20 protein-coding genes are annotated in these 20,139 nt (G+C 38.4%); 10 read left to right on the top strand and 10 right to left on the bottom strand.

Annotated elements, in window-relative coordinates:
- Window positions 1-238 precede the first annotated feature (238 nt).
- The 6 genes from RI844_RS19330 to RI844_RS19305 all read left to right on the top strand — a co-directional run bounded on the left by RI844_RS19330 (window position 239) and on the right by RI844_RS19305 (window position 4,807).
- The gene (locus tag RI844_RS19330) at window positions 239-1,555 is read left to right on the top strand and encodes an MFS transporter (protein ID WP_348396275.1); all 1,317 of its coding nucleotides are present in this window, start codon (window positions 239-241) and stop codon (window positions 1,553-1,555) included.
- 152 nt (window positions 1,556-1,707) lie between these two features.
- The gene (locus RI844_RS19325) at window positions 1,708-2,520 is read left to right on the top strand and encodes an aspartate dehydrogenase (RefSeq protein ID WP_348396274.1); all 813 of its coding nucleotides are present in this window, start codon (window positions 1,708-1,710) and stop codon (window positions 2,518-2,520) included.
- Between the two features lie 43 nt (window positions 2,521-2,563).
- On the top strand, window positions 2,564-3,007 hold the full coding sequence (locus tag RI844_RS19320) for a VOC family protein (RefSeq protein ID WP_348396273.1): 444 nt from the start codon (window positions 2,564-2,566) through the stop codon (window positions 3,005-3,007).
- 32 nt (window positions 3,008-3,039) lie between these two features.
- Window positions 3,040-3,771 (top strand): sulfite exporter TauE/SafE family protein, encoded by a 732-nt coding sequence (locus RI844_RS19315; RefSeq protein ID WP_348396272.1) that lies wholly within the window; start codon window positions 3,040-3,042, stop codon window positions 3,769-3,771.
- Window positions 3,772-3,801: 30 nt separating this feature from the next.
- Window positions 3,802-4,113 (top strand): 2Fe-2S iron-sulfur cluster-binding protein, encoded by a 312-nt coding sequence (locus RI844_RS19310; RefSeq protein ID WP_348396271.1) that lies wholly within the window; start codon window positions 3,802-3,804, stop codon window positions 4,111-4,113.
- 157 nt (window positions 4,114-4,270) lie between these two features.
- Window positions 4,271-4,807: a 3-hydroxyanthranilate 3,4-dioxygenase gene (locus RI844_RS19305; RefSeq protein ID WP_348396270.1), complete on the top strand. Its 537-nt coding sequence runs from the start codon at window positions 4,271-4,273 to the stop codon at window positions 4,805-4,807.
- Between the two features lie 65 nt (window positions 4,808-4,872).
- On the opposite strand, the gene RI844_RS19300 is transcribed toward RI844_RS19305, so the two are convergent.
- The 8 genes from RI844_RS19300 to RI844_RS19265 all read right to left on the bottom strand — a co-directional run bounded on the left by RI844_RS19300 (window position 4,873) and on the right by RI844_RS19265 (window position 13,604).
- Window positions 4,873-5,922: a hypothetical protein gene (locus RI844_RS19300; protein WP_348396269.1), complete on the bottom strand. Its 1,050-nt coding sequence runs from the start codon at window positions 5,920-5,922 to the stop codon at window positions 4,873-4,875.
- Between the two features lie 156 nt (window positions 5,923-6,078).
- Window positions 6,079-6,729: a GntR family transcriptional regulator gene (locus tag RI844_RS19295; RefSeq protein WP_348396268.1), complete on the bottom strand. Its 651-nt coding sequence runs from the start codon at window positions 6,727-6,729 to the stop codon at window positions 6,079-6,081.
- A 139-nt stretch (window positions 6,730-6,868) separates the two neighbouring features.
- Window positions 6,869-8,356 carry an aldehyde dehydrogenase family protein gene (locus RI844_RS19290; RefSeq protein WP_348396267.1) on the bottom strand — a complete coding sequence of 496 codons (1,488 nt, stop codon included), beginning with the start codon at window positions 8,354-8,356 and terminating at the stop codon, window positions 6,869-6,871.
- A 1-nt stretch (window position 8,357) separates the two neighbouring features.
- On the bottom strand, window positions 8,358-9,983 hold the full coding sequence (locus RI844_RS19285) for a thiamine pyrophosphate-binding protein (protein ID WP_348396266.1): 1,626 nt from the start codon (window positions 9,981-9,983) through the stop codon (window positions 8,358-8,360).
- 81 nt (window positions 9,984-10,064) lie between these two features.
- Window positions 10,065-10,892 (bottom strand): alpha/beta fold hydrolase, encoded by an 828-nt coding sequence (locus RI844_RS19280; protein WP_348396265.1) that lies wholly within the window; start codon window positions 10,890-10,892, stop codon window positions 10,065-10,067.
- Between the two features lie 17 nt (window positions 10,893-10,909).
- Window positions 10,910-11,443 carry a VOC family protein gene (locus RI844_RS19275; RefSeq protein WP_348396264.1) on the bottom strand — a complete coding sequence of 178 codons (534 nt, stop codon included), beginning with the start codon at window positions 11,441-11,443 and terminating at the stop codon, window positions 10,910-10,912.
- Window positions 11,444-11,463: 20 nt separating this feature from the next.
- Entirely contained in the window at window positions 11,464-12,396 is a 933-nt protein-coding gene (locus tag RI844_RS19270; RefSeq protein ID WP_348396263.1) for a fumarylacetoacetate hydrolase family protein, read from the bottom strand.
- Between the two features lie 383 nt (window positions 12,397-12,779).
- On the bottom strand, window positions 12,780-13,604 hold the full coding sequence (locus RI844_RS19265; protein ID WP_348396262.1) for a sulfite exporter TauE/SafE family protein: 825 nt from the start codon (window positions 13,602-13,604) through the stop codon (window positions 12,780-12,782).
- A 193-nt stretch (window positions 13,605-13,797) separates the two neighbouring features.
- Between RI844_RS19265 and RI844_RS19260 the strand changes: the two genes are divergently transcribed.
- The 4 genes from RI844_RS19260 to RI844_RS19245 all read left to right on the top strand — a co-directional run bounded on the left by RI844_RS19260 (window position 13,798) and on the right by RI844_RS19245 (window position 17,111).
- On the top strand, window positions 13,798-14,469 hold the full coding sequence (locus RI844_RS19260) for a malonic semialdehyde reductase (protein WP_348396261.1): 672 nt from the start codon (window positions 13,798-13,800) through the stop codon (window positions 14,467-14,469).
- A 99-nt stretch (window positions 14,470-14,568) separates the two neighbouring features.
- Complete coding sequence (locus tag RI844_RS19255; protein ID WP_348396260.1) at window positions 14,569-15,531, top strand: LysR family transcriptional regulator; 963 nt, start codon at window positions 14,569-14,571, stop codon at window positions 15,529-15,531.
- 160 nt (window positions 15,532-15,691) lie between these two features.
- The gene (locus RI844_RS19250) at window positions 15,692-16,222 is read left to right on the top strand and encodes a hypothetical protein (RefSeq protein ID WP_348396259.1); all 531 of its coding nucleotides are present in this window, start codon (window positions 15,692-15,694) and stop codon (window positions 16,220-16,222) included.
- A gap of 331 nt (window positions 16,223-16,553) precedes the next feature.
- Complete coding sequence (locus RI844_RS19245) at window positions 16,554-17,111, top strand: hypothetical protein (RefSeq protein ID WP_348396258.1); 558 nt, start codon at window positions 16,554-16,556, stop codon at window positions 17,109-17,111.
- Between the two features lie 322 nt (window positions 17,112-17,433).
- Here the strand turns inward: RI844_RS19245 and RI844_RS19240 are convergent, their stop codons facing one another.
- Complete coding sequence (locus RI844_RS19240; RefSeq protein ID WP_348396257.1) at window positions 17,434-18,744, bottom strand: sulfatase-like hydrolase/transferase; 1,311 nt, start codon at window positions 18,742-18,744, stop codon at window positions 17,434-17,436.
- A gap of 521 nt (window positions 18,745-19,265) precedes the next feature.
- Window positions 19,266-19,952, bottom strand: a complete 687-nt coding sequence (locus RI844_RS19235; RefSeq protein ID WP_348396256.1) for a hypothetical protein — start codon at window positions 19,950-19,952, stop codon at window positions 19,266-19,268.
- Window positions 19,953-20,139: the final 187 nt, after the last annotated feature.

The following is a 20,139-nucleotide window of genomic DNA, read 5'->3' as shown; positions in this document are numbered from 1 at the left end:
GAGTTAAAAGTTAATGAAGCGCTTATCTTTATTGATGTCTAGATATTTCATTACTGCTTTAATGTGTGTAATTAGCACTTTTAAATGAATTAACTATTGCCCACTTCGTTGTGTTTTTAATGGGTAAAAGTATAAGCAGGCAATTTCGAGCAATTATCGTTTTGCTAAAAATATAGGCTTGACAGATTCAATGTATACAATTAGGTTTATTCGTATACTAAATACAAATGAGGTTCTTATGTCGAGTGAATTAGTTAAATCAGCACCAACAGCTGAAATGGATCAAACAATGAAAACAAATAAAATATTTTATGGTTGGTGGATTGTGATCGGTACCATTATTGGTCTGTCACTTGGCTATAGCGTAATTGCTATGTCTTTTGGTACTTTTATCAAAGCGTTTGAAACAAGCTTCGGCTGGACCCGAGGGCAAATATCATTTGGTCCTACGATTATTGGTATCACGGCTATCGTGTTTTTCCCTTATGTCGGTCGAATGATAGATAAACACGGCGTTAAAAAAATATTGGTGCCTTCCACTTTCTTATTTGCCCTCACCATAGCGTCAATGTCGCTACTTACCCCGTCAATTTGGCATTTATACGCTATGTGTGTTGTTATCCCATTATTAGGCGCAGGTACAGCTCCGTTAACCTATTCCAAATTATTAGTTAGCTGGTTTAATAAAAAGCGAGGCCTTGCTTTAGGTATTGGTTTAGCGGGTGTTGGGCTAGGTACTACAATGGTGCCATTAATTGCTTCTTACTTTATGGAGCACTATACCTGGCGTGAAGCGTACCTTGCCATTGGTGTACTTATCTTAGTTGTTGCCTTACCTATTAGTAAGTTTGTTTTTAAAGATAAACCCAGTGATATAGGTTTATGTCCAGACGGATCAACTGATGCTCCTAGTGCACAACAAACTTCTTTCTCAAAACCAAATACACAATTAGTGGGTTACACCACGAAAGAAGCAATTAAACAAAAAACCTTCTGGTTGATGTTTGCTTCATTTTTAATTACCGGTCTTTGTACTTCAACGGTCTTGGTACATTTAATTCCGATGATGACTGACCGCGGCATGAGTATCAAAGAAGCGATTGGCACTTTTGCTTATTTAGGTATGTCGATTGTCGGTGGCCGATTACTCGCTGGCTATTTAATGGATAAGTTCTTTGCCCCTTATGTGGTTATCGCCTTCATGTTTGGGCCTGTCATCGGTCTTGCTTTATTTGCCATGGGCGCGACTGGTTTTGAAGCCGCTATTTGTACGGCATTAATTGGTATTGCCATTGGCGCTGAATTTGATGTGATGGCGTACTTTACTAGTAAGTACTTTGGTCAACGCTCATTTGGTGAAATCTACGGTTATAGTTATTCAGGCTTTAAACTTGGCGCAAGTATAGGTCCTTTAATCATGGGCTTAACTTACGATGCGGTAGGGCGTTATACCGAAGTTTTATGGGCAATGTCAGCGATTATGGTTCTCTGTTGTGTCTGTATACTGATGATGGGTAAGTACCCTGAGTTGCCAATTCGTAAAAGCGAAAGCTAATGGTTCTACCTTTCTAGTTCTAGAAACTCCCTAGAGTCTGCAGTAGCTTTTACCAGTACTGCGGGTTCGCCCTCTTCCTGCGTATAGAATACAAAAGGAAGAATTACAAAAAATAAATAACGTTTTAAATAACACATATTGAAGATTTAATTATGAAGAACACATTAAAAGTAGGCATTGCCGGTTTTGGCACTATTGGCCAAGTAGTAGGTCAGGCGCTAAATGACGGTATGGAAGGTTTAGAGCTAACAGCGGTAACATCTGGAAATTTAGCTAAAGCCAAAGCAAATCTTAGCGGTTATAGCAATTCTATTGATGTAGTGGCGGCTGAAGATTTAGCCGACATTGTTGATATTGTTATTGAGTGCGCCCCTACTTCTGCATTTATGAGTGTGGCCGAGCCCACTTTAAAACAAGGCAAAATATTAGTTACCGTGAGCGGTGCAGCAATATTACAAAATCCGAGCATAGTTGATGTCGCCAAAAATAATGGTGGCCAAATAATTTTAGCAACTGGCGCCCTATTAGGCTTAGATGCAGTTAGAGCTGCTGCTGAAAATACAATTCACTCAGTAACTATGGTTACCCGTAAGCCACCAACATCGTTGACCAAAGCGAAATACATCGTTGAGAACAACATCGATATTTCAAACTTAACCGAACCACTGCAAGTATTTAAAGGCAGTGCTCGAGAAGGGGCTGAAAAATTTCCATCAAACGTAAATGTTGCTGCAGCATTAGGTCTAGCAGGTGTTGGTGCGGATAAAACCCAATTGGAAATTTGGGCTGACCCGACTAAAACCAGAAACACGCATTACATCAATGTAGATGCCGATAGCGCTAGTTTTTCGTTGACCATTGAAAATGTACCAACAATTGAGAACCCAGGAACCGGCCGAATTACCGCATTAAGCGTGATCACCGCCCTGCGCTCCATTACCACGCCACTTAGAGTTGGCAGTTAACAAGTTACATATATTAAATAACAGATAAATTTAGGAAAAAATTATGAGCAAGCAAGTAATAAAATTAAAGCATTTGGCCATGGCATCAAGCGACCCAGATAAAAGCAGAGACTTTTTTGTAAACGTAATGGGTTGGTCCGTTGCCGGTGTTGTTGCCAGTCGTAATGCGAACGGATATTACGTAACAGATGGCAACGTAAATTTAGCTATTTTAAATTTCAAGAATGGTCCTGCGGCCGGCAAAGAATTTCCTCAAGGCTATGTAGGGTTACATCACATTGGCTTTCAATGTGATGATATTGAAGCCATGGTAGGTGATTTTCAAGAAAATGGCTATCAACCACGTCACGATGTAAATCTAGCTCAAGGTCTTGGCAAAAACCCAGCAAAAGATAACGCGGAATATAAAATGAATGGCCCAGAAAACATCATGGTAGATATTTCTGAGCGTGGCTGGGTTGGTACCCAAACTTATAAAACACTTTAGACTGCGTGTTTAAAAGTAGGTAATAACAACTCATGTTCACCAATGAGCTAAGTCTCTTTTTAATAGCGACGATCACCTCTACCCTCGCCGGTATTTGTGCGATGGGTGGTGGTATGATTTTAGTGTTGGTATTGCCTTTTTTCGTTCCCGCTGCTGCTATTATACCAGTTCATGGTGTTGCCCAATTTGCCAGTAACAGCTCGCGTCTTGCGTTTTGTTACCAACATATACATTGGCCTTTTGTATGGCAATTCGTTCTTGGAGCGCTGATTGGTACCAGCTTATTCAGTGTTTTTTTAATCAATATTGCCAGTCAATATTTACCTCTGTTTATATCAATTTATTTATTGCTGACACTATGGTTTAAGCCTATTGCTAAATTATTCGGCAAATTTGAAAGCTTTTATTTGGTCGGTGCCATACAAGCCGGCTTAGGTTTATTAGTGGGAGCGCCTGGGCCGATAACAGTAACATTACTGTATAAAAAGCTCGTTGATAAAGAACAAATAATAGCCACTGCTTCTTTATTAATGGGCATTACCAACTTGAATAAAGTGATTGTCTATAGTGTTATTGGTTTTCAGTTTCTTGACTTATGGCAATTAATTTTAGCGTCGGTTTTGGGCGCTACGTTAGGCTCAATTTTAGGTAACTATTTACGCCATAAAATTCCAAACCAGCATTATATGACACTATTAAAATTTATCTTAACAAGCTTAGCTTTGTACACAGCCATTAGCACGGCTATAAAAATTAACCTATGAACTTAAACAACCAACACCTTAGGAAAGTCCATGCCTAACATTACATTTATTCAAAATAATGGCTTAGAGCAAACCGTAACTGCAGAGAATGACTTAAGTTTAATGGTTGCCGCCGTTGATAATCATATAGATGGTATTCCTGCTATTTGTAATGGTTGTTGCAGCTGCGGTACCTGTTTAGTTGACATTGATGATGATTATTTAACAATAACTTCAACCAAATATTTTGGGGAACAACAGGTTTTGGATAAATTAAAAAATACCAATGCTAATTCACGATTAGCTTGTCAGGTAATTGTCAGTGATAAGCTTGACGGTATGAAAGTAAAAATAAGCAATTAATATTAAAATCCATCTTAATAGAACAGCTATAATTTAACCAATATAACAAGACTAAGATCCACGATATCCAACACTGAATTTCTTTGACTTGCATCAATTTATTAACAATTCCTCAAGATATAGTAAGATACTTACAACACAAACAGAGGAAGCTAATATGGCCCTGCCAAAAGCATTAAACGTACAAAAGTGGATTAATGACAATCAACATTTACTAAAACGTCCACCAGTAAATAATGAGTTAATTTTCAAAGATGCCGACATGATGGTAATGATGGTCGGCGGTCCGAATGAACGTTTAGACTTTCATTGCAACCCGGTCGAAGAGTTGTTTTATCAACTCAAAGGGAATTGTTACTTAAATTCGTTTGATGAAAACGGTCAACCTTGTGAAATTCACATTAAAGAAGGTGAAATGCTACTATTGCCAGCAGGTGTATTGCATTCGCCACAGCGTCCAGAGCCTGACAGTATCGGTTTGGTTGTAGAGCCAGCAAGGCCTAAAGGGCAATTAGACAAACTGCAATGGCACTGCGGACATTGTTATGAAATGGTTTATCAAATAGAAGCTGAGATATTATCTATTGTCGAGGACTTACCAAAAGCCTATGAAGCATTTCATCAAAACATAGACGCTAGAACATGCAAAAAATGCGGTACTTTACACCCAGGAAAAGACAAGCCTGCTAAATAATTTTTACTCTTACAGCATACCTCATATTCCCAATGGCAATATGAGGTATAGAATTATTTAATCCGTTAGGTATTAATTGCATAATCCGGACGTGTACTCCAACTTCTTTTTCTCCTGCTTCGGTTTCGATACAACATAAACCAAATAAAAAACAATGCACTGGCCAGCTTTAGCAGCGCAGGAAACCAGTAAGGCAAAGTATCTGACAGGTTTATCAGTACCCCATCGTCAGGGTAAAGCCCCATGCCAATAAGAGATGGTAAGCGATACCAGTAATAACAAATAACAGCAGCGGTTGCGAAAACCTTATTCATTTCTTTAATTTGTGATGGAGCCAGTTGTTTTCGCAATAACAGGTAAATAGCTAGAGAAATAAGTCCAGAGCCAAACGGCCAAGCATAAGCATAGAACACTTGCCAAAAGCCAACTTGCACGTAATCGGGAACGTGATACCAGCCCCAAATATAACCAACAAATCCTCCCGTCATAACTAAACCAGATAGTTTTTCTGCGGATATATTTCGAGTGACTACGGCTGACATTTGTTTGGTTGAGTCTGGGCAAACAGAAGTACATTTTTCACATGAGCTGCAATGAGCATTGTCGGTGGTAAATGCCGGGGTACTGCCATACAAACGTTCAACCGAATGTATTGGACAAAGGGAAGCACACCAGCCACTACGCCATTGGTATTTAAACCCCATAATTACGGCAATAGCTGCTGCGATCAATAACATTGTTGCAGTAGCAGCGCCACTAGTATTTAGTAGCAAGTGTCGAAGAGGAACAATTAATAATAACGCTACAATGCCAGCAGCAAATAGTCTACCGCTGTTATTAATACTAAGCTTTTTCTGCTTCGAAAACCCGAGTTTAGTCAGTAGTAAAGCGGTAGTAGACATAGGGCATATATTGCGCCAAACACCAGGAATAATAACCACAATTGCCGGTGCTATTGGAATTAACAAATTCCAGAACAATAAAATGCCAAGATCTGGTTCAACAATAAGTAAGCCAACAATAATGACACCGATCAGCCACAACAAGGTTTGCACGACTTTCCATACAGGTGTGGGCATTGATAACTGTAATCCAGCAATTTTTGTATAAGACAAGCTCATTCTCCAATAATTTTTATTGTTATTGGTTAAAAAACATATCAGTTAGAATTAGCTTGATCTTATGTATTATTAATAAATTGTGAGTGATTTTAAAATTCGTCAGACTTTTTCATAATGCACAACCTGAAAAATGGGGCATACATATCGAGGTTATTTCTGTCGCATCAGAAAATCTAATGTCCCCATACTGGTATTGGATATGTGATTCTTCATTGCATTAAATGCGGCTTCTTTTTGACTTTTACTTACCGCTTCAACCAACTCATCATGCTCAGTATACGATGCCTCGAGGCGGTTGCGCTTTTCGAATAACCAAGGTTGACGGTAAAGACTTAAACGCTTTCGTAGTTTGTTTATTGTTTCAAGCAGTGTTTTATTACGCGACCCTTGATGAATCGCGTGATGAATTTGATTGTTCAAATTAGCAAACTCATCAACATCTTCAGATTCTACGGCGTGTTGAGACTGCTCATGCAAGCGCAGTAACTGCTTACGTTCAACCATAGTCATACGTTCTGCGCTAAGGCCAGCACACAGCGCTTCCAGTTCAGCTAAGGCTTCGTACATATCGGCAAGTTGGTCAATATCCAGTTCTATGACCGTAACGCCTTTATGCGGCTTACTTTCAACTAAGCCATTAGTATGAAGCAGCCTAAGAGCTTCACGAATAGGTGTGCGTGAAGCGCCATATTTATTGGCAATTTCTTGCTCTTCGAGCTTTTGCCCGGGTTTTAATTCACCAGAAATTATGGCACTAGAAAGTTGATTATAGATTTTATCGGAAATGGTTAAACTTGCCATGAGAACGACTATGTTATTAGAAAAACTTAGTAATATAGTACGACAACAGAATTAACTTGCAAGAAAAAAATACAAGCGCGGCACATTGTGCACAACGCTTGTATCTGGGGAGTTTCAAATTGGAAGTGTTTTATAAATTTTATGCATCTAAATTCATACAAAATACTTTCGTGTGAGTCATTTCTTTAACTGCAAACTTAACACCTTCTCTACCCATACTGCCGCGTTTAGCGCCGCCAAAAGGCATCGCATCTAGACGGTAATCACTCGAATCATTTACCATCACTCCCGCAACATCAAGCTCACGAGAAACTTTCATAGCCGTATTTATGTTTGAGGTAAACACTGCGCCGTGAATCGAGAATTCAACATTATTAGCAAGGGCAACAGTGTCATCTAAGTCCGAAAATGGAAATAAACTCACTACCGGGCCAAATGCTTCTTGGCAAATTAAGTTCTCGGTATTAGCAACGTTATCTAATGCCGTTGGGTAGTAACAAGCGCCAGTTCGTTTTCCGCCAACTAATAAGTTAGCTCCTTTATCTACTGCACTGTTTACCCAACTTTCGATACGTTTAGCCTCAGCTTCATTGATCATAGGACCAACGTCGTTACTATCAATTAATTGATCGCCTACGGTTAACTGTGCAGTTTGTTCAATAAACTTAGCCTTGAACTGTTGATAAATGCCGCGCTCAATATAAATACGTTGTACACCAATACAGTTTTGACCTACCGCCCAATAAGAGCCTGAGACACATGCTTCTACCGCTTTGTCTAAATTACAATCGTCCATGACTATCACCGGAGAATTAGCGCCAAGCTCCATGGCTAATTTTTTAATACCGGCATTTTTGGCAATAATTTCACCTGAGGCTTCACCGCCTGTATAAGTCACCATTGCCACATCTTTGCTTGACACTAAGCATTGTGCAAAGTCCCTTGCATAGCCGGTTAGTACATTTACTTGACCGTTGGCTAAGCCACTTTCAATTAATACTTCTACTAGCTTAATTGCTGATAAAGGCGCCTGTTGTGAGGGCTTTAAAATAACCGCATTACCCGCGGCAAGTGCTGGACCAATTTTATGAGCAGCAAGATTTAACGGGTCATTAAATGGCGTAATTGCGACTATGACGCCTAGTGGTACATGTTCGTAATAGCCTAAGCGGTTTTCACCACCAGAGAAGCTATCAAATTTAACCGTTTCACCAGTTAACCGAGTTGCTTCCTCTGCTGACAAGTTAAGCGTATTGGCACAACGACTTACCTCTTTACGAGCTGCAACAATAGGTTTCCCCGTTTCAAGAGCAATTGTTTGTGCAAACTCTTCAAGCCTGGCCAACACCTTCTGTGCTGCACCTTTTAAAATAGCCGCACGTTCATGGCTTGGTTGATATTGGTTAAGCTTGAATGCCTGTTTGGCGCTTTGTATTGCTTGTTCAACATGGTCATTGTTTGCACAAGACACTTCGCTAATCACGCTATTATCAAATGAATTGATAATAGTCATTGTTTGTTTGGCGCCGATCCAATCACCATTAATTAAAATAGTGTTTTTGTCTCTTTTGCTGCCAGTGTGAACTGCAATCATGTTGTCTTTAAATTTAGTCGCTAATGCTGGCATGTTATGGCTTATCCTTTCTAAGTACTAAGTCATCGTATTCACGAGAGTTTAATATTGCTTCAACAATTACTGGCCCGTCTGCTGCAAAAGCTTGCTCAAGTGCGGCGTCAAATTCAGCTGGTTCAAACGCTTTAATTACCGGTACACCAAAGATGTTATCACCACCAATAGTGCCGCGTTCGCGGATTGGCGTTCCATAAATAGGATTGCGTTTCTTTTCCTGCTTAATACGAATAAGCGCTAAGTCGTTGTCGGTAAACAGTACAAATACAATTTTAAGCTTTTCTCTTACTGCTACAGCCAACTCACCGGCGGTCATTAAGAAACCACCGTCACCAACCACTGCACATACACTAGTATCTGGGTTGGTTATTTTGGCGGTAATGGCCGACGGAATAGCAAATCCCATAGCAGACCAACCGTTAGTCATTATTTGTAGCCCTGGCTTTGGCGTTGGCCACTTTTGTCCAATTAAGTGGATATGAGCCCCTACATCACAAGTCATAATGCCATCATCTGGTAATTTTTCTCGTAATATATCTAATGCAGCACAAGGCCCAAAGGCACCATTTTGCGACGTCATTTGAGCAAACATATCGGCTTTTCTTATAGCAACTGCTGGTAAATCCCAAGACTTTTCAGCAAAATCAGCTTTCACAAGTTGCTCTACAGAAAATTTAATATCACCAAGAACATCACAAGCTAATGTATATTCTGCTGTGTCTAAGTCAGTAGCAACAATATCAATGCTGACTACTGGTACATTAGGGATCCAATCTTCATAGTTAAATTCAATCTCATCGTAACCAATACTTACTACCAAATCGGCTTGTTGATGAGTTTGACCAACCACATCACTTAACGCGTGAAACAGTACGCCAGCATAACAAGGATGATCTTCAGGGATCATTCCTTTAGCCATTGGGTTAAGCACGACAGGTACTTTATACTTTTCGGCAAATTTAAGAATTTGATCCTGAATACCACTCGTAACAGCGCGCATCCCCAAAGCAATAACCGGCTTTTTCGCATCAGCAAACAATGTTTGCATTTGCTTTATTAACTCTTTATCTGCTTTAGGTTGTGACTTAATTGCATATGGCGCAATGTCTTGTACAGTCGTAACTTGGCTACTCATACCAGCAGGTAAACCTACATGCACTGGCCCAGGTACATCTGATAGCGCAACTTGTGCCGCGTCAAAAATAATCTCTCTTACTTTGTCAGCTTCTAACCGTGTGGTTTTTTTAGTAATTGGCGCAAATAATGCCTGATGATCAATATTCATTTGCACAATACGATTGCGTTTATCACTAGCCATTTCATCAGTAAGGGCGATCATTGGCGAACGATCTAAATATGCACTACCAACACCTGTTGCTAAATTAGTTGCGCCTGGACCAAATGTACCAAAACACACACCCGGTACACCGGTAATACGGCCATAAACATCAGCCATAAAACCAGCACCGCCTTCATGGGTTGCTAATACAAAATCTATGCCGTCAGTGGTGCGCATAGCTTCCATATAATCGACCCAACCACCGCTAGGTACGCCAAATACGTGCTTAACGCCTAAGTCGATTAATGCATCGACCACTTGTTGTGCTACTGTTTTATTACTCATCATAAACACCAAATTAAATATTTTTGTTAACTACCAAAGGCAGTTTATTAAAGGTTAAAGCAGTTATATTAACTGCAGTTATTAACCCGCCTTTACATAGCCAGAAGCATTACTGTGGGCTGAATTATTACTAGGGTTTAATCCTGCCATTTGTAAGAAGCTTAATACACTATCGTTAAATTCTTGCGCTCGTTCATAAAATGCTGAATGACCACAATGATCAAATTCAACAATAAAAGAATTAGCCACCTGCTCTTGCACTAATCGCACTGCATCTATTGGAAATAAAATATCGTCCTGACCAGTTATAAACATCACCGCAATACCAAGTTCTGCTAATGCTTGCGGTGACACTTTCTCAGATGAATATTCACCAACTAAATTAGATTTATCGGTTGCATTAAAACTATTGATTTGTTGATAAAGCAGCGCACCTAGCGGATTTTGTTGGCGATAGGTTTGACCTAATACTCGGTCTAGCTGACTTAAATTTTTAGTCTCGTTACGCACTTTATTCATTATTTTTTCTACATCTGCTGATTCGACCAAACCATGCAAAGAATCAGCAATGACCAGACCAGCAACTCGCTCCGGGTATTGATTGGCAAAGTTAATTACCGTGCCACCACCCATAGATTGACCAACTAGTGCAGCTTTCTCTATATTTAAATGATCGAGTAAGGCCAGTAAATCACTCACAAACCCAGCTCTGCCTAACTTTTCGTTATCTGTAGATGAGCCAAAACCACGATGATCAAAAGTAATAACTTTATAGGCTTTTGCTAATACAGATACCTGCTGATACCAAGTTGCATGATTGCCACCAAGACCGTGGGCTAATACGACAGGTTCGCCTTCGCCATGCACTTCATAATAAAATTGATTCGAATTAACTTCTAAAATCGACATAATAATTCCTATTTATTTTAATCTTTCTTTAAAATGGCGGTAATTCTAGCCGGCGGCTCAACCACAAAGTCTTTTAAATGCCATTGATCAAACGTTTCAAGTACATCACTTTTCCACACAGATGCTTGATAAGGTGCTTCAGCAGTGATCTGTAACATGTCTGAGTAAAACTCAACATTGTTACCGTCAGGATCTTTAAATACAATAAAGGTATTATCACCAGGGCCATGGCGACCAACGCCACGGTCAATCTCGATACCGCGTTCAATTAACATCGCGGTAATACGTTTAATTTCAACGAGAGATTCGACCTGATAAGAAAAATGCTCTACGCGATTATGTTCAGGATCTAACTTGCCTCTTTGATCTTCAGGCAATTGTAAAAGTGCTAAATCATGGTGGTCGCTGCTAGAGCGCATAAATACCATGCGATCATCAATCCAGTCAGATATCTCTAAGCCAACAACGTCTTGATAAAACTTTACCGACGCTTGAATATCATCAACTTTTAAAACTAAATGGCCTAACTTTAATGGTTGTGGTTTGTACATTTTTCGATCCTTAATTTAGTTTAAAGCTGTTCAGCTTTTACAGTATTGATTATTTCACCTACACCTTCAGCTGATGCTCGCAATACATCTCCCGGCTTTAAAAACAATCCAATCCCTTTACCTACACCTGCGGGAGTACCTGTCATGATCACATCTCCAGGCTGTAATGTAAGGATGCTTGATAAGTATTGAATTTGTTCAAATGCATCCCAAATTAACTCACTGGTATTACCGTCTTGCATTTGTTTATCGTTTAGAAATAACGCCAACTTAACTTTATGTGGGTCTGCTATTGCACTTTTAGGCACAAATACAGGTCCCATTGGACAGAATGTATCCCAGCTTTTGCCGCGGAACCAATCATGCTTAAATGGGTAATCGGTACGGTGGTTTAAGTCTCTGGCTGAAATATCATTGACCACGGTATAACCAGCAATATAGTCAAGCGCATCTTCAGCTTTAACTCGACGAGCGGTTTTACCAATGACCACACCTAGCTCAACTTCCCAATCAAGCTTTTTGGTTTCAGGTGGTAAAATCACATATTCATTAGTACCAATCACACTGCTAGTCGCTTTCATAAATACATATGGAGAGCTGTCTGGTTTAGCAGCTAAAATGGTATTCATTTCTGCTGCATGCTCATGGTAGTTAGACGCTGTGCCAAAGATTGTGGTTGGTTTAAATGGTGCTAATATTTTGTAGTCACCGCTTATCATTGTTAGGCTGGCTAACTGCTTAGTGGCAGCTTGTGCAAATGCATCAACTTCAGCGCTGATTTGTTGCCACTGTGATAAGGCTAACGTGACATCTGAGGCCCAAGCAGGTACTTGACTATTGTCTGGATAAACAGCACGGTATGCTGTTTTTAAATCGTAATATTGTTGTTCAAATACAATAGCGGTGCTTTTTACATCGCCTTGTTGATAAGTAGCTAAACCATAGTTTGTCATTGCTACACTCCATTAATTATTTGTTAAAGTTATGTATACAATGTGCGATGTTTAGCTATAAAAATCGACTAAATTTTTAACGTTTAAATATATCTTTTTTATTATAACTAGCCACTCACCTCTATTTTTTGCGATATAGCGAGTTATTATTTGCATGATGTATTTAAATGGGAAGAGTATTTTACAAACCTAATACCATGACATACATGGATTGTATTAATGCCACGATCATATGGATATGAAAGAGTGGTCCTTGGCAATTTGCATTGCTTCATCCATGAAGTAAAAAAAGACAACAGCACCACTGGGAGGAAATGCTGTTGCCTGAAATAATTAATAGAATTGGTATAGGCTTCTAAAGGACTAAACTCACGAGCTCATACTTAAGCGACTAGGGTACGGTATATCATTCTGCACGCTACGATGAATAAAAAACCACCGAACAATGTACTTAAATGACGTTTATCTAAACTATGGGCGATTTTTGCGCCTATAGGTGCAGCCCAAACGGTTACCGGAGAAATGAGAGCAAAACCAATTAGGTTCACATAACCGAAACTACCTGGTGGTAAACGAGGATCGTTAAGTCCAGAAACAATGAAACCAATAGTACCAGGGATGCTAATTAACAAGCCAATAAATGCTGCACTGCCTACCGCTCGATGAATTGGCTGATTCATTAATGTTAGCACCGGTACACTTAACGTACCGCCACCTATTCCCATCATACTAGATAGACCGCCAATAACTACAGGTGTTGCAGGCGCTGTAATGCCACGCGGTACATCTTGACTGATAATTACGTTATCTAAAGGCAGTGCCATTTTGATAGCAACAATTAAAGCAACTATGCCAAAGATTGCCGAAAGTACTTGGCTGTTCACATAACTTGCTGCCATAGCGCCAATTAGCGAACCAATAAAAACTGCAGGCCCCCAAACTTTAATCAAATTGAAATCAACTGCACCTTTTGCATGATGTGCTTTTGATGAAGATATTGAGGTTAAAATAATACATGCTAAGGATGTGGCAACTGCTATATGCATTCGTATTGCACTGTCTACACCATAAAAGCCAAGGGCGGTATCAAGCACAGGTACAATAACAATACCGCCGCCTACACCTAAAAGACCAGCTAAAATTCCACCGACCACACCGGTTACTAACATCATTACCACAAAAGGTAATATATCAATCAACATGTCCATTAATTCAAACCTTAATCTAATTCTCAAATAAAACTTGCAGTCAGTATACCCAAGCATCACTATGCAGACAACGCTATAATATATAGCTGTGATATACTTTTTTTATTATAACTAAAGGGCTTTATTTTAATTTAACTATGTTGCAAAAAAGCAGATGATGTAGCCATACCTAGTAAAGTAGAAGATTGGCAATATGAATAAACCAGAATTTAGCGCGCAACAATTACAAGCAATTAAAACCGCTCAGCTTGAGGCTGATCAATTAAAAGCGGGTCATCCTACCCTTAATGATAACGACCTAGATTTAATTATTAGAGAAGCTCGTAGTCATAATGGTTGGTTGAACAAGCCGGTAAGTGATGACTTACTTAAGCAGCTTTATGAGATCGTAAAAATGGGCTCAACAAGTATGAATACCTGCCCTGCTCGGTTCGTATTCATTCGCACCGATGAAGCAAAACAGCGATTAAAAAAATGTTTAGCGCCGCTGAACGTCGACAAAGTTTTAAGCGCACCTGTAACGGTAATTATTGGCCATGACATGGAGTTTTATAAACACATGCCAAAACTATTTGCTCATAATCCTGGTGCACAAGCCTTGTTTGAGAATAATCCCAATATGGTATCTAGTACCGCCTTTCGTAATGGTACCTTGCAAGGTGGTTACTTAATGATAGCAGCGCGTGCCCTCGGCTTAGATATTGGTCCAATGTCGGGATTTAATAATCAAGCTGCTGACGATGAATTCTTTAGTGGTAGTAGTGTTAAAAGTAATTTTTTATGCAGTTTAGGTTATGGCGATACAAAAAAAATATTTCAACGCTTACCAAGATTTGAATTTGACGAAGTATGTACTTTGCTATAAACCAAGCGATATAATTACTTTGTTATAAAACTTAACCTTGTTATATTAAAGTAATAAATCATCATAACGATATTAATTTAGCCAGCGAAGGGAAATTTAATGAATCCTAATATGTTAGAACGTCACTTAGTGTCGCGTTTAAAATTTAAATATTTACAATTATTGGTTACCGTTGGCGAGCAACGCAATATATTTAAAGCCGCGCAAATACACAATATGGCTCAACCTGCAGCGACAAAAATTATTCGCGACATTGAATCTGCGCTAAATATCGAATTATTTGATCGTTCTTCTCGCGGTGTAACACCAACACTTTACGGTGAAGTCTTAATTAAACACGCTAAGTTAATTCTGTCTCAAGTTAAACATGCCAGTGAAGAATTATCATCATTACAAGGTGGTTTAACTGGCCGAGTAACAGTTGGTAGTTTATTAGCCGCCAGTGCAACGCTGTTGCCAAATGCTATTGCCAGATTAAAGAAAAACCGACCTAACGTTTCAGTAGCGTTAAGAGAAGGCACAGGTGACCGGTTAATTAAGTCATTAAAAATTGATGATTTAGACATCATGGTAGGCCGAATTCCCGAGGTTCCAGATCAAGACGGCTTAACCAATGAAGTGCTTTATCATGAGCCGGTAGTAATTGTTGCCCGTGCTGACCACCCTTTACAGAGTAGAAAAAATCTTACTTTGCATGATTTGGTTGATCAGCAATGGATCTTACCACCAAGAGAAACCATGCTTCGAGATGAAATTGATGGTGCCTTTCATCGTGAAGGCTTAGATGTACCAGTGAACCCCGTTGAGTCGGTGTCAATTTTAACTAATCGTACGTTATTAAAAAATACCGATATGATCACCGCTTTACCTCTTCAGGTAGTGTTAACCTATGAAGAAATAGGTTTACTTAAGCGCCTTGATATCCCATTAATTATTGCCCCAGGGCCAATTGGGGTAACCTTAAGAGCTCAACGTCAATTACCGCCAGCTGCGCATTATTTATTGGAAGCGTTGCGCGAAGAAGCAGAAAAGCTTACCAAGCGTTATAAAGAAATTTTTTAATACGTTATCAATGTACCTACTAGCCAACATATATTGTTGGCTTTTTTGTTTTACGTTTATTGTTATAACAATAAAGGAGTTATAACAAACCAATCTGTTATAAGACTTTATCTATGGTATCTGGCACCATCTAAGTAACCCACTCGTTAAAGGTATTACTATGAAACCATTAAATCTCTTACCCCTTTTATTACTTTCACTAGCTTATATAGCAAATGTAAATGCTACGGGTAACTCAAAATTAGACGCGATAGACTGGAGCCAAAGTTACAGTGAAGTAAAGCAAAGTCATACAACCAAACCCGACGATGAAATACCAACGCGTATAACGTATGAAAGCCATTTATTTGACATTGAATTCCATAAAGAATACTTGTTCAATAATGATGGGAAATTAGTTAACGTTTTATACTACAAAGGCTTTAGCGCAGAGGCTACTAATTGTGTCAGCGCATACGAAGAAGTAAAAGCTGAAGTTGAAAAGCAATACGGCGTCGCGAAAATAGTAACTAATAACAAAGTAGATTTAGCCACAGTAAACGTTGAACAACTTTGTCAATCAACCTCAAAAGGCGATTATAAATTAAACAGTGAATGGAAAAACGACAACGCAAATATCAGCTTTGTGTTAGATTCTTGGAAGGGCCAAGCCTATATGGGGCTTTCATACAAGCCACTAGAAACTCATTAATTTTCCCACCAGTAATGCATAAAAGTTTAAATTAAATTAAAAAAATTTAAACTTTTTTTGCAATCACCTCGACTTACTAGTTATTGAATTTAAATAAAATCGATATTACCAATTTGATGATGTATGTGATCTACTTTTTCATCAGGAAAAACGGATAAATACAAGGCATAAAATTTAGTAAGTAGTTATTCTCGGCTTTGGCATCCTGCGTCGCTCTACCTGCAGCATCCATGCTTTAGTACTTATAAATTTAATAACGCAGTAGTTATTCGTTTTAACCATTAAAAATGAGCAGATATATAAGCAACTTGGTACATAACTAGGGGTTACCATGACATTTCAAAAAACATTCAAGTTCGCCACCATTTCATCTTGCTTACTAATTGGAGCTGCGTTTGCTAGTCAAGCAAGTAGTACAAACACTGATTACACCATTACTTTATTGAAAGGCTGTGACGTAGTGGCAAAATACGCAATGAATACAGAACAAGTAGAAGCGTATCAAGCGTTACAAGCAGAAGAGCAAAAAATGCATGCCTTAGAGCAGCCTATTCAAGCCATTGAACAACAATTGCAAGAATATACTGAGCAAATTGAAGAGTTAACATCGCTCGCAATTCAAGATAATGATGACACTCTTTATATTGATAAGAGCTACTTGAAGCAACAAGAACAAGTAGTTGCCAAACTAGACAAGTTGATGGATGAACATCAGCATGATTTTGATGCTTTGGGTGAGCAAGGCAGTTTAATCGGTGCTAAAGCTGAAGACTTTACCGATACGATTGATGCCAGTTTTGACAATGTTGATTACGACCAAATGCGTATTGATTATCCAGACAACGTTGATTCAAATTATCAATGTCATTCTGATATCAGAAATATCTAATAGGCTAAGTTAATGGGTTAGAAATATTTAATTTGAGATGATTTTTATATTTTTATATTTTTATATTTTTAACCTGACGTTATTCGCTCTAAGGCTTTCCATTTGCAAAAAAGTCCCTATTTCACAACACCATAAAAAGCAGAACAAGAGCACTTTTTCCACAATAATATAGGGACCTCTTAAACTACTGTATGGATAGCGTTGCATTCACCATTCGCTAATGGTCCATTAAGGGACTAACAAGTAGTGAATAAAACATCGCAGAACTATTACTAACCAACTGTTTTGTTCAGTTTGAGTTACTTATAGTTGGACCATTATATTAATGTTCATCTAAGTCATTCTCCCAGTCTGCTAACTTTTGCCTAAGTTCATTAACTTTTTTGGGATTCTTATGAAACACGTTGTTTCTTTCACTGATGTCAGCTTCTAGATTGAAAAGTAATTGTGAATACCCGTCCATCACATACTTCCAATTATTCTTACGGATCGCTTTCATTTTTCCATCTCGCCAATATAGATTTCGATTTTCAAATTTATCCGATTCCTCGATAATATTTAATAAACTTGTTCCATCTAAAGAGTCAATGGCATTATTGGCTTGTACGGCGTCAAGTATTGTAGCGGTAAGGTCCATAGCGATTGTAGGCGTATTAAACACACCTTGTTTTTTCACTTTGTTTGGCCAACGAATTATTAAAGGGACACGAATCCCTCCCTCCCACAACGTTCCGAAGCCATGAAACAGTGGTCCCGAGTCAACGAGGTGACGACCTCCATGATCATAAGTGAAAATCACAAGCGTATTTTCTTCAAATTCATGCTCGCTAAGTTTACTTAGCACCTTTCCTATTCCTTGATCCATCCTTTCTATCATTGCAATATAGTCAGCCCTACTAGCGTCATTTGCATCCCAACCTGAATCCCACTCAGGCTTTGGTAAGTCAGGCGCTTGATAAGGTGGTAAGCCGGCATTATAGGAAAGATAAAGAAAGAAAGGATCATCTGCACTTTTGTCGATGAACTGTACGGCCTCGTCAGTAAAAATATCTGTCAGGTATCCATTTTCAATTACTGGCTCTTTGTTTCTAAACAGGCCAGGGTCACCATCTGAGGTAAGGTGAGTATGGTATCCTAATGTCCACGAATTGAATCCAAAAAAATAATCGAAACCATGATCATTTGGCCTAAAGTTTTTCTCTGCGCCAAGGTGCCACTTGCCGATTAACGCTGTTTCGTATCCACTAGTAATTAGTCCATTAAGTAAATTGTTATTTTTTGCGTGTAAACCTCTTCCTCTTCCCAGTTTAAAGCCTTCTAGTACTTTTGCTGGGTACTTCCCACTCATTAAAGATGCGCGAGAAGGGATACAAGAAGAGGCAGCTGAATAATGATTTGAAAATAGAAGCCCATGCGAAGCCAGTGTATTGAGCGAGGGAGTTTTTATGTCATTTGAACCATAGGGCTCTATATCAGAATACCCCATATAGTCAGCAACAATTAATACAATATTTGGAGCTCTTACATTATTTTTTGCCAGAAGTGTCGAAGGAGATAGAAGTATCGATATCCCTAAAATTATAAGTACGCTTTTAAAAAGCATTACGGCTACTGGTATCATAAATTTGTTCATAACTACTTATACTGTGTTTAGTTAATCTTATTAGTATTAATTGGGCAACGTTTGCTGCTCACTAAGCTGGCATATCTAATACTCATCAAAAATGTTTTAGCCCTGAATTAGACCTTGCTAGGCGATTTGTTAAGCCAATATTGAACTAATTCATAAAGATTATACAATGACAATATAACGCATATTAATGCAACCAATGCTGTTGGATAACATAATATTGCTAAGTCAGCTTCATAACCAATATAAGAAAATATTGCACATATAAAACCTGAGATAAATTCTAATACTGCTTGCTCTAACTTAGTCTTAAACCTAAGTTTACCGGTCTAATATACTTCTTAAATGTCATTTATTATTAACCCGATATTTTTGAGGGGATTATTAATTTCCAATCGCTGATTCACTCAAAGCCGTCGGTCGGTTGCGACAACTAAAAACTTGTGATTTTACAATAACATCATATTGTATATTTACAATATGATTAAAGTTTCCAAATACCTATTTGAGCGATTATCGGCCGCTCAGCATTTTAAATTTAATCGACGATATTCGGCTTTAGGGCTAAGGCGAACCCAACGGAATAGATACATAATAACTAATTTAGTCATACCACTAACAACGGCAAGAACTATTAGAGGCCAACCTTCACTAACTCCCATAGAAACAGCAAAAGCTATAGTGGATATGTCCATCATAAGAATAAACTGACTCATCCTTATATCTATAGCTCCAGTCTTTCCAGAATTAATGATTAGCTTTATTTGATGTACGTATCCTTGAGCTAATAAAGCAGTGATTGCCACAATTAAAATTGTCGACAAATTCTTACTCTGGCTTGAAAATGTATCATTGAAAACAAGCCCTATAACGCCGCCAATAAAGCTCAATCCAACAAATAAAACACAAAAGAATGAGGTTTTGGACTTTCTATCTTGCCACATTTCAAACAATATTAGTGTAACCAATACTGAGGCGATAAGCCTCGGCCAAACTATATAATGATTAAAAGGATCAATGCTATACCCATATATAAAGAATGAAAAATAAGCTAGAAAACTCATTGTGAACTGGTTTTGAGACAAAATGAGAGTAACTTTAGGTTCATTGCTTCTCTTTCTCAACCAGACTTTATTAAGCTGTAAAAAAACGCCATATAAACTAACAAAAATAAATATTGTATTCATTGCACCAAATAAATCGTACCACATTCCAAATATCTCCTCGCAAACATTGTCGACAATAATACATAACAAAACCTTAAGTGACAACGTAATAGTAATACAAACTCAAACATTGTCGACAATAACCGTGTTAAGTTCATATTTTGTAAAATCGAACAAAATTGTGATTATGCTAAAGAAAGAATTATTTGAAGATATAACGACTGTTTGCTGC

The organism is Thalassotalea fonticola (assembly GCF_032911225.1).
GTDB classification, from domain to species: domain Bacteria; phylum Pseudomonadota; class Gammaproteobacteria; order Enterobacterales; family Alteromonadaceae; genus Thalassotalea_A; species Thalassotalea_A fonticola.
This window is presented reverse-complemented; position numbering and strand designations above follow the sequence as displayed.

What these genes read in the sequence shown, in the direction of transcription:
- RI844_RS19250 (WP_348396259.1), top strand. Translation starts at nt 15,692, where the DNA reads ATGAAACCATTAAATCTCTTACCCCTTTTATTACTTTCACTAGCTTAT.
- RI844_RS19310 (WP_348396271.1), top strand. Translation starts at nt 3,802, where the DNA reads ATGCCTAACATTACATTTATTCAAAATAATGGCTTAGAGCAAACCGTA.
- RI844_RS19285 (WP_348396266.1), bottom strand. Translation starts at nt 9,983, where the DNA reads ATGAGTAATAAAACAGTAGCACAACAAGTGGTCGATGCATTAATCGAC.
- RI844_RS19280 (WP_348396265.1), bottom strand. Translation starts at nt 10,892, where the DNA reads ATGTCGATTTTAGAAGTTAATTCGAATCAATTTTATTATGAAGTGCAT.
- RI844_RS19270 (WP_348396263.1), bottom strand. Translation starts at nt 12,396, where the DNA reads ATGACAAACTATGGTTTAGCTACTTATCAACAAGGCGATGTAAAAAGC.
- RI844_RS19330 (WP_348396275.1), top strand. Translation starts at nt 239, where the DNA reads ATGTCGAGTGAATTAGTTAAATCAGCACCAACAGCTGAAATGGATCAA.
- RI844_RS19315 (WP_348396272.1), top strand. Translation starts at nt 3,040, where the DNA reads ATGTTCACCAATGAGCTAAGTCTCTTTTTAATAGCGACGATCACCTCT.
- RI844_RS19320 (WP_348396273.1), top strand. Translation starts at nt 2,564, where the DNA reads ATGAGCAAGCAAGTAATAAAATTAAAGCATTTGGCCATGGCATCAAGC.
- RI844_RS19295 (WP_348396268.1), bottom strand. Translation starts at nt 6,729, where the DNA reads ATGGCAAGTTTAACCATTTCCGATAAAATCTATAATCAACTTTCTAGT.
- RI844_RS19260 (WP_348396261.1), top strand. Translation starts at nt 13,798, where the DNA reads ATGAATAAACCAGAATTTAGCGCGCAACAATTACAAGCAATTAAAACC.
- RI844_RS19290 (WP_348396267.1), bottom strand. Translation starts at nt 8,356, where the DNA reads ATGCCAGCATTAGCGACTAAATTTAAAGACAACATGATTGCAGTTCAC.
- RI844_RS19325 (WP_348396274.1), top strand. Translation starts at nt 1,708, where the DNA reads ATGAAGAACACATTAAAAGTAGGCATTGCCGGTTTTGGCACTATTGGC.
- RI844_RS19255 (WP_348396260.1), top strand. Translation starts at nt 14,569, where the DNA reads ATGAATCCTAATATGTTAGAACGTCACTTAGTGTCGCGTTTAAAATTT.
- RI844_RS19240 (WP_348396257.1), bottom strand. Translation starts at nt 18,744, where the DNA reads ATGAACAAATTTATGATACCAGTAGCCGTAATGCTTTTTAAAAGCGTA.
- RI844_RS19275 (WP_348396264.1), bottom strand. Translation starts at nt 11,443, where the DNA reads ATGTACAAACCACAACCATTAAAGTTAGGCCATTTAGTTTTAAAAGTT.
- RI844_RS19265 (WP_348396262.1), bottom strand. Translation starts at nt 13,604, where the DNA reads ATGGACATGTTGATTGATATATTACCTTTTGTGGTAATGATGTTAGTA.
- RI844_RS19235 (WP_348396256.1), bottom strand. Translation starts at nt 19,952, where the DNA reads ATGTGGTACGATTTATTTGGTGCAATGAATACAATATTTATTTTTGTT.
- RI844_RS19305 (WP_348396270.1), top strand. Translation starts at nt 4,271, where the DNA reads ATGGCCCTGCCAAAAGCATTAAACGTACAAAAGTGGATTAATGACAAT.
- RI844_RS19245 (WP_348396258.1), top strand. Translation starts at nt 16,554, where the DNA reads ATGACATTTCAAAAAACATTCAAGTTCGCCACCATTTCATCTTGCTTA.